A 14,538-nucleotide genomic window follows, 5' to 3' on the forward strand; every position below is an offset into this window, starting at 1 on the left:
TGTGACATCCCAGCGATCGCGGCCCCACTTCGCGGCGGCTTGCGTCTGCCCGGGGGCGGCGATCCGCGGCCCATCGGGTAGCTGTCGCTATTTCGGTGTGACTTCCATGAAGCGACCGCGTCGAGCAGGAGTGAGCCTGCGCGGCGCGCCGGATCAGGTCTCGAGCAGCCGCTCGCTCAGCTCCCAGAGTCGCCGCGCCGACTCTGGATCGATCGCGTGCGACGCGGCCTCGGCGGGGATGCTCTCCGGGGTGAGCGGCCTCGATTCGTCATCGAGGCGCGAGATGTCGTTGTCCTTGAGGTAGACGCCGCCGATGTCCGCGAGGAGAGGGCTCGTCGCGGCGAACACGATGGTGCTCGCGCCCTGCTGGGCCGTCTTTTTGCCGCGCTCCGGATCGATGATGGGGTGGCCCGAGTCGTCGATGAGCCCCATCGCGCGCAGCCCGTCCGCGCCGGCCGCGCTGTTCAGCGTCGTGCCGACGACGACGCCGGGATGCACCGCGTAGCCGCGGATCCCTTCACCGGCGAAGCGCCGGTCCAGCTCGACGGCGAACAGCACGTTGGCCAATTTCGCCTGCGCGTACGCGGCGAGCGGGTCGTACCCCGTCGAGAAGTTCGGGTCGTCCCACCGGATCCGGCCCATCCGTTGCGCTCCTGACGAGACCACCACGACCCTCGCGCCCTTCGCCGCCCGCAGGGCCCGCAAGAGCCCCAGGGTGAGCTGGAAATGGCCGAGGTGGCTCGTCGAGAGCTGCACTTCGAAGCCACGTGAATCGCGGGTGATCGTCCCGGGAGCCGGCAGGGCGGCGCTGTTCACGAGGACGTGGAGCGGACGGCGCGATTCGAGCCAGCGGCTGGTGAAGGCGTCGATGGACCGCGGATCGACGAGGTCGAGCTGGCCGACCTCGACCCGCTCGATGCCCGCCAGCGCCAGCGCAGCGCGGGCCGGATCGCGCGCGCCCACGGTGACGGACGCGCCGGCCCTGGCCAGCGCCCGCGTCGTCTCGAGGCCGATCCCGGCGTGGCCCCCCGTGACGATGATGTGCTTGCCGCCGAGCTCGACGCCGGCGAGGACGTCGTCCGCCGTCGCCGCAGCGCCGAACCCGCTGCCGATGGGATGCTGCTTGTGATGCATGCGGACCTTCATGCCCCTCCTGGCGGCGCCAGGATTGGAAGGACCGGACAAATCCGCGGCTCGCTGGCACAGCGTCGACCTGATGCGAACCCCGTCACGGCGCGAGATGTCCTTGAGGACAGCCTGGGCGCGCGCTTGCCCAGAGAGGGGCTTCGGGTCAGCCTGCAATCGGCGCCGGAGACAGCCCGACGGCCCGGCCTCACGCAGGACGGCGAGTCCCGCGAGCGGCGCGCCCCGCCGGTGAGCCCGCGCCAGAATGGCGAGGCACCCCGATCGACGCCATGGCTGGCCGCCGAACAGCCGCCTTCTCGCTTCAATCATGCAGGCCTCTCCGGCCTCATCTCGCATGATTCGGTGCGGCGCGCTGAGTCGTGTGATTCGAATCGTCAAGACGAGTGACGAGACGTCATTCGTCGTACGAGCGCTCACGGGAGCATGGGCAGCCTCTGGCGGGAGGCCCAGGTCCACGGGGTATTCGTGGCATCCCATCGATAGCGGCCCCATTTTTTAAAATACGGGTTCTCCTCGCGCCAGGCCGCGTACTCCGGGGCGCGGCCGAAGGTGACGCCTTCGAACGACCAGGCGTGCGCGAACAATTCGGCGCCGTCGGTGCAGCGCAGGAACACGGCGGCGATCCTGACCTCGCGCAGGGCCTCGTCGTGCTCGGCGACCAGCTCGAGCGTGGAGATCGCGGCGGGTTCACGCGCGGGATCGAGGAGGAAGCCGTCGGCGTCGAGGATGCACAGGTCTTCGAGGCTGTCGCTATCGATCGATGCGGGCGGCTCGGGGCGCACGGCTGGGGTCGCGGTCAGGATGCCCTGATGATTGTCGAACCAGACGACGCCTTCGCTGAGCTCGAGCCAGAACCCTGCGAGCAGAAACGGCCGGTAGAAGGGCAGCGGGTGGTCGTTGTCGGAGTGACGGAGGCCGAGCACGAGCACGCTGCCGAGCCCCGCGGGCGCGAGCACGGCGAGGGTGCGGTCGAGCGGCGCTTCGGCGGACACTTCGTGCATCGTAACAGTTCGCCGCGACACGGCGCTCCCGCGGCCTGTTGCGGCCTGCACGACGCCGCGCGATCCGTCGCTCGCACCCCGCCATGCCGGTTCGATGTGCGCACCTCGCCGCCTCGATCGCCGCCGGCTCGCGCTTCTCCGTCACCTCGCCGAACTCGGCGTGCACCACCCAATCATGCGAGCGCCTCGCCGAGCTCGGCGTGCACCGCCCAGTCACGCGAGCGCCTCGCTACGATTGTAAAATTCACCGGTGACGACGACGCTCGTCACGCGACGCGTTCGACGTCGACGGGCGCGAAGGCGGCGGCCTGGGCGGCGCAGCGGGCCGCGTATTCGCTGGGGGCGCTGCCGATGAAGGCCTTGAAGTCGCGGATGAAGTGGGCCTGGTCGAAGTAACCGAGCTCGGCGGCCAGGGTCGCGCCGTCGAGGACGCGGCCGGCGGCGAGGCGCTCGGCGGCTTCGTGGAGGCGGAAGCAGCGGATGACCCACTTGGGGCCGACGCCGACGTAGCGGCGGAACAGCCGCTGCAATGTTCGGGCGGGGATCTGCGCCAGCTCGGCGAGCTGTTCGACGCGGGCGATCGCCGGGCGGTCGAGGGCGAGCTGGACCACTTCGACCACGCGTTCGACGCTGGGGTCGGGGGCGGGAGCCCGCGCGCGCAGGAAGGCCTCGACGAGGTCGACCTGGGCGGCGTCGTCGTCGCAGGCGAGCACGGCGGCAGCGAGCTCGTCGGCGACCGGGCCGAACACGTCGCGCATGGGGACGCTGCGACCTGTGAGCTGGGCCAGCGGGCGCTGCAGGAACGGGAAGAAGGCGCCAGGGCGGAACTTGGTGCCGAACACGCGGCCCTCGCCGCGCAGCTCGACGCCGGCCCGCCGCGGGGCGCAGCCGTGCAGGGCGGCGCCGTGGGCGGTGATCGCCAGGTTGACGCACGGGTGCGGCAGCGTCTCCTGCACGTGCGGCGGGCGGCCGCGCAGGTCCCAGCGCACGGTCCAGTGGCGCTCGACCCACGGCGACAGGTCGTCGGCCGGCAGGTGCCGCGTCAGCGCGAACTGCCCGCGCGCGGCCTGCGGATGGAGGACCCCTCCCGAGCGCGTGCTGGCGCGGTGCATCGGCGTGTCGCATTTCTACAATACGCGGCCCGGCCGTGTCATGAGGATCGGCGCATGACTCAAGCCACCAAGCACTCCGGCGGATGCCACTGCGGTAAGGTCCGCTACGAAGTCGGCGTCGACCTCGGCCAGCCCATCCTGTCCTGCAACTGCAGCATCTGCGGCAAGACCGGCAGCCTGCTGGCGTTCGTGCCGAAGAGCGAGTTCCGCCTGACCGCCGGCGACGACCGCCTCACCGACTACCAGTTCGCCAGCAAGACCATCCACCACAAGTTCTGCGACACCTGCGGGATCCGCTCGTTCGCCAACGGCGTCGGCCCCGACGGCACCGAGATGATCGCCGTCAACATCCGCTGCCTCGACGACGTCGACCTCGACGCGCTCACCATCAACAAGTACGACGGCAAGAGCAGCTGAGCCCGATCCTACATGTCCTTGTGGGCATGTTTCTTAAAACATGTCCGAATGGACATTACTCGAAGGGCATGTCTTGAAAGACATGCTCATTGGCCCTGGGACGCTCCGTCCCCCTCGCCATCGCCGCCGAGTCCCTGAGCGCCGATCCGCTCGCCCGGGCGCGCAGGACGCTGTCTTCCGGAGCTGACGCGTTCGGACGCTCTTGCTCGTCCGTCGCGAGGGTCCGCACCGAATCCGGACCCTCGCGGCGCGGATGCCGACGGCGAAGGTGCTCTCGCTGCGCGCGCGCCGGTCACCGCGGGCGCTCCGCCGCCTCGAGCGTCACCGTCTCGCGCCCGCCGGCGCGGGCCAGCTCGAGCGTCACGCTCTGGCCGCGTCGGACGCTCGCGGGCGCCAGCATGCGGGCCGCGTTCTCCGAGTTGGTGGCGGACACCGACAGCCCGTCGACGCCGACGATCTCGTCGCCGGGCAGCACCCCGGCCTTGTCGGCCGGGCCGTCGATCGTGACCGCCTCGATCCACAGGCGCTTCGGCGCCTTGGGGTCCTCCTTCTCGGTCAGCGGCGGCGGCTGCTCGCCGAGCGGGCGCGGCCTCGCGGCCTCGGTCGCCCGGCGCGTGCGCAGGCCGAGCTCACCGCGATCGGCGGCGGCGACCTTGCCGGAGGCGACGCCGTAGATCGTGCCGAGGTCGGCCTCGACGCCGGCGGCCACCGAGAAGTCGGCGCGGGCGACCGTGCCGCCGTCGGAGAGGTCGCCGTCGAGGAAGTGCAGCTCGCCGGCGCCGGGGCTGACGCTGGCCAGCGCGAAGCGGCCGGTGGCGTCGGTGCGCGGGCCCTTGCCGAACAAGCTGCCGAGCAGATCGCCGGTCCGCTCACCCTTGCCGAAGGTCATCACCGACATGCCCGCCAGCGGCTGGCCGGTGCGCGAGTCGAGCAGGACGCCGCGCAGCCCGGCCCACGGCTGCAGGTCGAGGACGAGCGCGGCGCGCTCGCCCGGCTTCAGCGCGAGCTCGTGCTCGACGCGGCCGCTGTCGGCGACGGCGATCAGGCTGTACTCGCCGGGGTCGAGGTGGTCGATGCGGTGGCTGCCGGTCGCGCTGTCGACGTTCTCGCGCTCGCTGCGGGTGCCCCCGCCCGGCTTGTGGGAGGTGACGTGCAGCTCCCAGCGCGGCACCGGCTGGCCCCCGGCGCGCGCGGTGACCGTCAGCTCGGCGAGCGAGACCGTCTGCAGGCGCACGTCTGTCCCCGGGGACAGGCCGGTGACCTCGACGCGCGCGCTGCCGCGGAGGGCCTCGGCGCGCAGGGTGTAGGTCCGGCGGGCCAGGCCGGTGAACTCGAAGCGGCCGTCCTCGCCCGACAGCGCCGGCTCGCCGCGCCCCTCGAACCCCGGGAACGCCTGCGACTCGGGCTCCTTCGGCGGCTCGGGCACGAGCCCGACCTTCTCCCCCGACCGGGCGGCCTCGGGCCGGTGGAATTGGGACTCGCCCGGGTCGCGCTGCTCCGGCGCGGCGGTGACCCATGCGTCGGCCGTCGGCGCGCCGTCGGGCCCGAGCACCACCCCGCGCAGCACCCCGTCGCGCAGCTCGACCACCAGGTCGACGCCGTGCGTGACGACCGCGGCCGAGATGGTCTTTCGAACAGGTTCGTACGACCTGTCCGCAGGGACATCCCAGCGGATCACGTTGCCCCCGCGGTCGAGCACCCGCAGCTCGTACTCGCCGCCCTCGAGGCCGCGCGCGGCGTAGGTGCCGTCCTCGGCGATCGGGTGGCGGTCGCGGCGTTCGCCGTCGAACACCATCGACATGTTGCCCCGCTTCGACGTCACCGGCATCAGCTGCACGCTGCCGCCCTTGACCGGCGCGCCGCGGGCGTCGACCACCCGGCCGGTGACCGTCGCGCGCGGCTCGAGCGTCACCACCGCCCCGCGCAGCCCTTCGACGCCGACTTCGACGTCGAGCTGGCCACGGCTGCCATCAGGCGCCTCGGCGATCACCCGCAGCTTGCCCGGCTTGACCGGCCGCAGCGTGAACTCCCCGCCGGCGTCGGCGCGGCTGCGGACCAGCACGTTGCCGAGGTTGGCGAGCACGGTCATGAAGCCCGGTTCGTCGTCGGCGAGGGTCAGCGAGATCGCGGCCAGCGCCGGCGGCTCGACGCGCCCGCGCAGCTCGACCCCGCGGTCGAGCTCGACCAGCACGCCGGCGATGTCGGCGTCGACCACGGTGACCGTCGGCCCGCCGAGGATCTCCGGCAGCGCCTGCTCGGCCACCGAGCCGAGCATGTACGTGCCAGGCCGCACTCCGAGCACCTCGAAGTAGCCGTCGACGGCGCTCGGGCCGGTGGCCGGCCGCAGCGCGAACGGGTCCAGCGCCAGCGCGCCGACCATGACGCCGTCGAGCGCCTTGCGCGGGTCGTCCTTCGGGGCGACAAAGCCGGAGATCTTGAACGCCCGCTCGACGCGGACCTCGACCCCCGTGAGCGCCTCGCCGATGCCCAGCTCCACCTCCGCCGGCTCGCGCGAGGCGTGCCCGGACGCCACGGCCGACAGCTTGTGCGCGCCCGAGGCCAGCCCGCCGAGGCGGAACCGGCCGCGCGCGTCGCTGACCGCCGAGCCGCCGCCGAACCCGCCGAACTCGCCGACGCTGACGAGCGCGCCCTCGACCGGGGCGTCGCCCGGGTCGGCGCGCACCGTGCCCTCGACCGACGCGGCCGGCACCAGCCGCAGGTCGACCGAGCGCGGGCCGCCGGCGACGTCGACGCTCTCGCTGTCGCCGGTGTAGTCGGCGTGCCAGGCGGTGACCTGGTACACGCCATCGTCGACCTGCACCACGAACCGCCCCTCGCCGTCGCTGACCGCCGGGAACGAGGCGCGGCTGAACTGGATGACGTTGCCCTCGCCCCGGCGATCGACGCTGACGATCGCGCCCTCGACCGGGCCGCCGCCGATGTCGCTCACCGTGCCGCGCAGGGCGTGCCCGCCAGCGACCAGCGCGGCGTCGAGGCCGGCGTGGGCGGTACCTGCCTGAAACGACAGGTCCTTGCGGACATACGGCAGGTAGCCGTCGGCCGAGGCGCTGAGGATGTAGTGACCGGGCCGCACCAGCGGCACCGACCAATCACCCGAGGCGTCGGTGCGCGCGGTGATCGGCGCACCGGTATCACCGGACTCGACCGGCGCACCGAGACCTTTCGGCCGCAGCATCACCACCGCGCCGGCGAGGCCCCGCTTGCTGCGGGCGTCGATCACCCGCCCCGCGGCGGAGCAGGGCGAGACGTCGATCTCACCGCGAGCCCGCGCCGCGGTCCGCTCCTGGGTGATGGCAGCCGCCCGCGCGGCCCGGTCCACCTTCTCCTCGGGCTTCGCCGGCCCCGCCTCCGGGCGTCCGAGCGCCGCCCACACCGCGATCGCCAGCAACACCAGCGCGACCGCGACGCCTCCCAAAAATTTGCGCGACACCGGCCCAGTCTCGACCAGCCGACGCGCGAGCGCAAGCCTCAGCATGTCCCTCAGGACATGCTCTTCGGGACACCCTCAGGATTCACCGCGGTGACGATCACGGACCCGACGCCGCTGGCAACTCGACTTCGCCATCGCGCGTCTGGCACGACGCTGCGCGACTGCCGGCACGCGCTCTCAGCTCGCGCGCCGGACCGGCGGGCGGTCCGGCGGGTGCGCCAGCAGCAGCTCGCGCAGGCGGGCCGCGGCGGGTGGCAGGCGGTCGATGCCGCGGTGGACCAGGTGGAGCGGGCGGGCGATCGGGGTCCGCGGGTCGGGCACCTCGACGAGGCGGCCCTGCGCCAGGTCGTTGCGGGCGGCGGCGCGGCTGATGAGCGCGACGCCGATGCCCGCGCGCACGTTGCCCTTGACCGAGGCGATGCTGCCGAGCTCCATCACGACGTCGGCCGCGGGGAAGTGGCGCTCGAGCAGCTCGCGCGAGGTGGTGCCGCGGGCGAAGGTCACGAACGGCGCGTGGGTCGGATCGGGCAGCTCGGGCGCAGCGACCACGATCATCTCGTCGACGCACCACGGCTCACCGCGATCGGTGGTGACCACGCCGAGGTCGAGGTCACCGCGGTGCAGGGCGTCGAGCACCTCGTCGGTGTTGGCCTCGCGCAGCAAGAAGCGCACGCCCGGGTGCTCGGCGCGGAAGGCCGCCAGCGTCGGCGGCAGCAGGTACGTGCACGCCGTCGCCCCCGCGCCGACCCGCACCTCGCCCGCGTGAAGGCCCTCGATCTCCGCCACCGCGCGGCGGGCGTCGTCGAGCGCCGCCAGCACCGCCCGCGCTCGGGTCACCAGCGCCGCGCCCGCGGCCGTCGGCGTCGCCCCGCCCGGTCCGCGGTCGAGCAGCCGGGCCGCGAAGGCGCCCTCGAGCCGGTGGATCGAGGCAGTGAGCGCCGGCTGCGACAGATGCGCTCGGCGCGCGGCCTCGGTGAAGGTGCCGAGCTCGACGATGTGCAGGAAATGGCGCAGCTCGTCGATCATCAGGAGTTTTTATAGCAGCCTTCCGAAGAATCGATTGGGCGAATGGTGGTCCCGACACTACACCAGGCCCAGGAGGTCGCTGCTTGGAGATTGGACTGCTGCTGGTGCTGGGAGGGGTCGCGGGCTGGCTGACGACCGTGGCCGGGCTCGGCGGCGGGGTGTTCCTCATCCTGGCCCTGTCGCTGCGCATGAGCCCAGCCGAGGCGCTGGCGCTGTCGTCGCCGGCGCTGCTGGTCGGCAACCTGCACCGCTGGGCCGTCGGCCGCGACGATGTCGACCGCCGGATCGCCGTCCCGTTCGCGCTCGGCGCCCTGCCTGGCAGCGCGCTCGGCGGGCTGGTGGTGGTCGCCATGCCGACGGCCGTGCTGCAGCTGCTGCTGGTGCTGACCAGCGCGCTGGCGCTGGCGCGGGCGGTCGGGTGGTGGCTGCCGCGGCCCCCGCCCGCGGCGGCGCTGGTGCCCGCGGGCGCGGCGATCGGGGCGATGGCGGCGACGACGGGCAGCGCGGGCCTGGCCCTCGGGGCGATCTTGCAGTCGGCCGGGCTGACGGGCGCGACCTACGTGGCGACCGCGGCGGCGACGGCGACGGCGATGCACGTCGGCCGCCTCGCGGCTTACGGCTTCGGCGGCCTGGTGACCGGCGAGACGCTCGTGCGCGCGGCCGTGCTGGCGCTGGCGATCCTGGCCGGCAACCTGGCCGGCAGCCGCTTCCGCCGCGGCCTGTCGGCCCGCACCGGCGCCCGCATCGAGCTCGGGGTGCTGTTCGCCTGCGTGGTCCTGGCGCTGGTCGGCATGGCGTGAGACCTGTTCATGATGCCCCTTCGGACATGCCCCTTGTGACATGTCTTTTAAAACATGCCTGAAAGGGCATATTTTTTAGGGATATCGCAGCGGCCCGTCGCCGCGCTCGCGCGCGCGCAGGAACAGGCGGGCCAGCTCGGGGTGGCGCTGAAATTCGTCGCTGGCCGTGCGGCCGCGGTGGGCGCCGTGAAAGCCGCGGGTCTGCGTCTCGATCCGGAACGCCGGGCGAGCCGGGCGCAGCACCTGGCCGCTGTCGACCCCGAGGCTGACGATCGCCCGCGGCCGCCCGACAGTCAGCACCTCGGCCAGCACGCGCTGAAAGTTGGCAGCGGTGGTGTCGGTGTCGAAGTAACGGCCGGTCAGCGCCTCGGCGGCGGTGGCCGCCAGCGGCAGCACCGCGCTCGCCAGCGTCAGGCGGCGGCCGTTTCCGGCGTAGCGGTGCAGCGTGACGGCGCCGAGCGACTCGCGCTCGCCCGGCACCAGGCCCGCGCTCGCCAGCCGGACCGTGACGTCGAGGCAGTCGGCCCCGTCGACGAACGCCGCCGTGGGGTTGTCGGCGACCCCGGCGAACGGGCCGAAGCCGGTGAGCACGAGCATCGCATCGCCTGTCCCTGAGGACAGCTCGCGCACCGCGGTGGCGATCACCCGCGCGCACTGCTGCAGGTTGTCGGCCCGCGGCAGCAGATGCCCCGCGGCGGCCGCCGAGGCGCCGGTGCAGCGGTCGGGCGGGACGTGGATGAAGCCGGTGAGCACGCCGGCGAGCCGCGAGTCGCCGGCCAGCGCGATCAGGTTGGCGAGCTGATCGGCGCAATAAAAGCTGCCGGGGTCGACACCGAGCTGCACGTCGGCCTCGGCGCCGGCGTCGGCGACGGCGATCGCCCGCAGCAGGTCGCGCTGGCCGACGTAGCGGTCGCCGCTGCGGATCGCGTGGTCGGCGACGCCCGCGGCCGCCTGCGGGGCGTAGTCACGGCCGTAGGCCTCGAGCGCGTCCATGCCGACGCCGAGGCTAGCACGCGCGCCGCTTCAGCGGGTCTGGAAGTAGAAGCGGTAGTTGGCGTTGTCGTGCAGCATCGCGCAGCTGTCGGTGTCGCTGTTGCTCGGGGTGCCGACGAGGGTCAGCTCGCGGATCGAGTTGAAGCCGAACTGGTAGCTGTTGTTGGCCCGGTTGAAGGCGCCCTGGTAGAGCTGGGTGTTGCTGCCGAGCTTGAAGGCGTAGAAGCGGTAATCGACGCCGTCGTGAAGCATGGACCAGCGCGACCAGTCGGTGTCGCCGGGGAACTCGATCACGGGCAGCTGCGGCGTCGAGTTGTGACCGAAGCGGTAGACGTTGGTGCCGCGGACCCACGCGCCCTGGTAGAGCGTCTGCGAGTGGCCGAGCCGCCGCATGTAGAGCCGGTAGTCGGCGCCGTCGAACAGCATCGAGAAGCTGCTGGCGTCGACGTCGGCCGGGAAGCCTTCGAGCCGCAGCTCGGGGATCGAGTTGTGGCCGAAGGCGTAGCTGGCCCCGTTGAAGCTGAACTGGTAGATCGCGTCGCGGCTGCTGCCCTTGAAGCAGTAGAGGCGGAAGGCCGCGTCGTCGTGGAGCATCGACCAGCGGGCCAGGTTGGCGTCGGCCGGCGCGCCGGTGATCGGGATGTTGGGGATCGAGTTGTGACCGAATCGATAATGGTCAGTGCCCGCGACGTACGCAAATTGGTTGAGGGACGGCATCGAATGGTTCCTTTCACGCCGCGCCAATGCGGCGACCCGGATGCTTTCAAACGCCGCCGCGTGGTTCAACGGGAGTTATCGCCCGCGGCGCCGCGACACGCCATTGATGCGGACTACTAGCATTGTCGAGGAGACGCGGTACGAACGGCGAATGCGACGACCGTGCGCGCCGCCGAAACGGCGTGACCCGGGACCGCGCGCCTGGGGTCGCGGCGTGAGCGAGCGACGTTCACCCGCGACCGCCGGCAAGCCGTGCGCTGCGGCCAGCATGCCCCGCATCCCCTTTCGCGCGGGCTCGCCAGGGGCTCGCGCGCGACGGGCCGGAGCGCTACCATCGCCGGCCGTGAGCCTCGACCGCGCCGACGCGTACATGGACAACGTCGCCCACGTGACGACCTGGGAGGAGGCCGCGGCGCACATGGCGTTGTTCCTGCTGTGGGCGTCCGACCAGGGGCTCGCGCGCGCGCCGGTCGCCGCGGACCTGCGACGGCTGCCCTTCGCGGAGTTCCTGGCCGCGTTCGTGGCGACGCACCCGCTCAAGTTCACCGACGATCTCGTCAGCGAGGGCCAGCGCTTCGCCGCCGAACACTATGAGGCGTTCGCTTCGGAGTTCGCGCCGCCGAACCGGGCGCACAGCGTCCTGCACGCCGGCGAGGCCGGGTGGACCGCGGCGCACACGTGGCTGGACGAGGCCCTGGCGGTGTTCCGGCGCGCGCGCGGCGAGCCGCCCGGGCCGCCGCAGCACGACCTCGCCCACGCGGTGGGCGAGCTGCTGGCGCGCTGCGGCGAGCCGCACGACGAGGCGACGCTGACGCCGGTGATCGCCAGGCTCTCGCCCGCGGTGCGAGCCGCGCTCGAGGCCCCGCTCGCGCGCGAGTGGCTGCGCTTCACGGTGGCCCGCGACAAACCGGCGCAAGCGGGCCCCGGGGTGATGCTGGTGCGACCGACGCCGTCGGTCGAATACACGAACTACGGCGCGCCCCGCCTGGCGATCCGCGACGGCCGGGCGTTCGCCGGCGAGGCCGACGTGACCGCGGCGCTCGACATCCACGATCGCCTCGAGCTGTTCGGCGACGAGGCCTGCGTCGAGTGGCTGCTGGCGCACGTCGACACCGGGCCCGACGGCCTGCCGCGCAGCGCGTGGCGTTCGCTCGCGCGAGCGTGCCTGTTCGTCCGCCTGCGCGAGGCCGAACTCGAGAGCCCGCATCCGATCGGCAGCGTGCTGACGCGCGAAGATTTCCAGGCCCGGGTGGCGGCGCGCCTCGGCAGCGGCGAGCGCCCGCCGGTCGGTCAGTTCGCCTACGTCCCGCCGCGCCTGGCCGGCGCCTACCTGCGCCCGTGGGCCGAGCGAGTCGCCGGCTGAGGCCGCGCGGTCGCTGACGTCGAGCGAGACACCGCCCACAAATGGGCCGCGTCGATCCGCGATCCTCGCATCAATCGTCGTCGAGCCCGAACTTCTTGATCAGGCGATAGAGGGTCGTGCGCTCGACCCCGAGCTCGGCGGCGGCGTCGTTGCGGCGGCCCTGGGCGCGCGCGAGGGCCAGGCGGATCCGTCGCGCGGCGGCGCGGTCGAGGTGGACCTGCAGCGGCAGCGCGTCGTCGGGGTCGGCGCTGGCCGGCGGCGGCGCGCTGGCCTCGAGCAGCAGGTCGTCGCGGGTGATGACCTCGGCGCGCGCCAGCACGGCCGCGCGCTCGACCAGGTTCTCGAGCTCGCGCACGTTGCCCGGCCACGGATGTCCCTTGAGCCAGGTCTCGACGGTGGGGTGAAAGCCGACGAACTCGCGCCCGAGCTCGGCGGCGAAGCGGGCCAGGAAGTGATTGGCGAGCGGCAGCACGTCCTCGGGGCGCTCGCGCAGCGGCGGCAGGCGGATCGGGATCACCGCCAGGCGGAAATAGAGGTCCTCGCGGAAGCGGCCGGCGGCGCACTCGGCCCGCAGGTCGCGGTTGGTGGCGGCGACGATCCGGACATCCACTGGCCGCGCCCGGGTGCCGCCGACCGGCAGCACCTCACGCGTCTGCAGGGCCCGCAGCAGCTTGGCCTGGAAATCGACATCGACCTCACCGATCTCGTCGAGGAACAGGGTGCCGCCGCCGGCCCGCTCGAACACGCCAGCGCGGGCCCCGGCCGCCCCGGTGTAGGCGCCCTTCTCGTGACCGAACAGCTCGCTCTCGAGCACGCCGGCGGCGAACGCCTTGCAGTTGACGGCGACGAAGGGACCGAGCGCGCGGTCGCTGTGATCGTGGATCGTGCGCGCCACCAGCTCCTTGCCGGTGCCGCTCTCGCCGGTCACGAGGGCGGTGGCGCGGCTGCGGGCGGCCCGGGCGGCGAGGTCGAGGACCTCGCGCATGGCCGGGCTGTAAGTGATGATGTCGGGCGAGCCGGCCCGCTGCAGCGCGGCCCGCAGGCGCCGGTTCTCGCGGGTCAGCGCGCGGACCTGCAAGGCCCGGTGGACCAGCGCCCGGCAGGCGTCGTTGTCGAACGGCTTCTCGACGAAATCGAACGCGCCGTCGCGGATCGCCGCGACCGCCGTCGGCACGCTGGCGTGGGCGGTGACGAGGACGACCGGCATGTCCGGAGAGACAGCTCGTGCCCGCCGCAGCAGCTCGAGCCCGTCGACGCCGGGCATCATCAAGTCGGTCAGCAGCAGGTCGTACGACTGCTCGGCGAGCGCGCGCAGGAACGGCTCGGCGCCGGCGAACACGTCGACCTTGTGGCCGTCGCGGCGCAGCAGCATGGCGAGGATCTCGGCCATGCGCGGCTCGTCGTCGACGACGGCGATCTGCGCGGCGCTCATGCGGCCTCCGGCAGGCGCACGCAGAAGCAGGCGCCGCGCCCGTCGGGGCCGAGGCCGCCGCCGGGGACCAGCTCGAGCGCGCCGCCGTGGGCCTCGGCGATGCGCGCGGCGGTGGCGAGGCCGAGGCCGGTGCCGGTCTTCTTGGTGGTGAAGAACGGCTCGAACAGCCGCGCCGCGTGCTCGGGCGCGACGCCGGGGCCGTCGTCGCGCACCAGCAGCTCGACCGTCGGCCCGCGCCGGCGCACCCGCAGCTCGATGCGCCCGTCGTCGCCGATCGCCTGGGCGGCGTTCAGCGCCAGGCCGTAGACCAACTGCGCCAGCAGGTCGGGGTCGCCGCGCAGCGCCGGCCCGTCGCCCTCGGCGGCGTCGAGCCGGCCGCGCTTCGGCCGCAAGGCGTCGCGCACCAGCGGCTCGACCGCGGTCACCAGCCCCGCGAGCTCGACCTCCTCGCGCCGCGGCGCCAGCGGCCGCGCGTAGTCGAGCAGCGCGGTGACGACGGCGTTGAGACGATCGACCTCCTCGACGATGAAGCGCGCGGCCTGATGATTATCTGTCCCCGGGGACATGTCCTCGAGGACAAGCGAGGCCGACGAGCGGATCACCCCGAGCGGGTTGCGGACCTCGTGGGCGACGCCGGCGGCGAGGCGACCGATCGCCGCCAGCTTCTCGCTGTGGGCCGCGCGCCGGTGGCTGGCCGCGAGCGCGGCGGCGCTGGCCCGCAGCCGGTCACGGGCGTCGAGCAGCAGGCCGATCGCGTAGCCGAAGCCGGCGAAGGTGAGGGCGAAGAAGCCGACCACCACCGGCGAGACTTCGACGCCGGCGAGCCCCAGCAGCAGGAAATCGAACAGGCCGGCCGCGAACCCGAGGGCGGCGCCGAACCAGGCGCGGCGCGTGGAAGGTGGCGAGGGCGGCGCTGGGGTCACGGGGTCGTCTCCGGCCGGGGCGAGCGCGAGGGCGCGGAGACGACTATAGGCGAGGCGTGGTCGCGGGGTCACGCGCCTCGCAGAGCACGCGCCGTGCCAGCGGCGCAGACGCGCAGCGCCTGATGGGCTCGATCCTCGCCAGCGGACCGCCCGCAGA

Annotated in this window: 12 protein-coding genes; 3 read left to right on the forward strand and 9 right to left on the reverse strand. The window is 73.2% G+C overall.

What is annotated here, in order from left to right:
* Nucleotides 1-153 precede the first annotated feature (153 nt).
* The 3 genes from POL25_RS14245 to POL25_RS14255 form a co-directional block, all read right to left on the reverse strand.
* Entirely contained in the window at nt 154-1,134 is a 981-nt protein-coding gene (locus POL25_RS14245; protein WP_373372090.1) for an SDR family NAD(P)-dependent oxidoreductase, read from the reverse strand.
* Nucleotides 1,135-1,559: 425 nt separating this feature from the next.
* Nucleotides 1,560-2,138, reverse strand: a complete 579-nt coding sequence (locus POL25_RS14250) for a hypothetical protein (protein ID WP_272086544.1) — start codon at nt 2,136-2,138, stop codon at nt 1,560-1,562.
* Nucleotides 2,139-2,413: 275 nt separating this feature from the next.
* Nucleotides 2,414-3,259, reverse strand: a complete 846-nt coding sequence (locus POL25_RS14255) for an AraC family transcriptional regulator (RefSeq protein WP_272086545.1) — start codon at nt 3,257-3,259, stop codon at nt 2,414-2,416.
* A gap of 54 nt (nt 3,260-3,313) precedes the next feature.
* On the opposite strand from POL25_RS14255, the gene POL25_RS14260 reads away from it, so the two are divergent.
* Nucleotides 3,314-3,676, forward strand: coding sequence for a GFA family protein (locus POL25_RS14260; RefSeq protein WP_272086546.1), 363 nt, complete (start codon nt 3,314-3,316; stop codon nt 3,674-3,676).
* Nucleotides 3,677-3,968: 292 nt separating this feature from the next.
* Here POL25_RS14260 and POL25_RS14265 read toward each other — a convergent pair whose 3' ends face one another.
* Together POL25_RS14265 and POL25_RS14270 are read right to left on the reverse strand one after the other, a co-directional pair.
* Nucleotides 3,969-7,172 (reverse strand): carboxypeptidase regulatory-like domain-containing protein, encoded by a 3,204-nt coding sequence (locus tag POL25_RS14265; protein WP_272086547.1) that lies wholly within the window; start codon nt 7,170-7,172, stop codon nt 3,969-3,971.
* A 132-nt stretch (nt 7,173-7,304) separates the two neighbouring features.
* On the reverse strand, nt 7,305-8,153 hold the full coding sequence (locus tag POL25_RS14270; protein ID WP_272086548.1) for a LysR family transcriptional regulator: 849 nt from the start codon (nt 8,151-8,153) through the stop codon (nt 7,305-7,307).
* A gap of 83 nt (nt 8,154-8,236) precedes the next feature.
* Between POL25_RS14270 and POL25_RS14275 the strand changes: the two genes are divergently transcribed.
* The gene (locus POL25_RS14275; protein WP_272086549.1) at nt 8,237-8,953 is read left to right on the forward strand and encodes a sulfite exporter TauE/SafE family protein; all 717 of its coding nucleotides are present in this window, start codon (nt 8,237-8,239) and stop codon (nt 8,951-8,953) included.
* Between the two features lie 75 nt (nt 8,954-9,028).
* On the opposite strand, the gene POL25_RS14280 is transcribed toward POL25_RS14275, so the two are convergent.
* Nucleotides 9,029-9,946 (reverse strand): hypothetical protein, encoded by a 918-nt coding sequence (locus POL25_RS14280; RefSeq protein WP_272086550.1) that lies wholly within the window; start codon nt 9,944-9,946, stop codon nt 9,029-9,031.
* A gap of 30 nt (nt 9,947-9,976) precedes the next feature.
* Entirely contained in the window at nt 9,977-10,663 is a 687-nt protein-coding gene (locus tag POL25_RS14285; protein ID WP_272086551.1) for a hypothetical protein, read from the reverse strand.
* A 343-nt stretch (nt 10,664-11,006) separates the two neighbouring features.
* Between POL25_RS14285 and POL25_RS14290 the strand changes: the two genes are divergently transcribed.
* The gene (locus POL25_RS14290; protein ID WP_272086552.1) at nt 11,007-12,026 is read left to right on the forward strand and encodes a hypothetical protein; all 1,020 of its coding nucleotides are present in this window, start codon (nt 11,007-11,009) and stop codon (nt 12,024-12,026) included.
* A 70-nt stretch (nt 12,027-12,096) separates the two neighbouring features.
* Here the strand turns inward: POL25_RS14290 and POL25_RS14295 are convergent, their stop codons facing one another.
* Nucleotides 12,097-13,458, reverse strand: coding sequence for a sigma-54-dependent transcriptional regulator (locus POL25_RS14295; protein WP_272086553.1), 1,362 nt, complete (start codon nt 13,456-13,458; stop codon nt 12,097-12,099).
* A complete protein-coding gene (locus POL25_RS14300) occupies nt 13,455-14,381 on the reverse strand; it encodes a sensor histidine kinase (RefSeq protein WP_272086555.1) in 927 nt (308 codons plus the stop codon). The genes POL25_RS14295 and POL25_RS14300 overlap by 4 nt, the downstream gene beginning before the upstream one ends.
* Nucleotides 14,382-14,538: the final 157 nt, after the last annotated feature.

The organism is Nannocystis bainbridge (genome assembly GCF_028368995.1).
Taxonomy (GTDB): Bacteria; Myxococcota_A; Polyangia; order Nannocystales; family Nannocystaceae; genus Nannocystis; species Nannocystis bainbridge.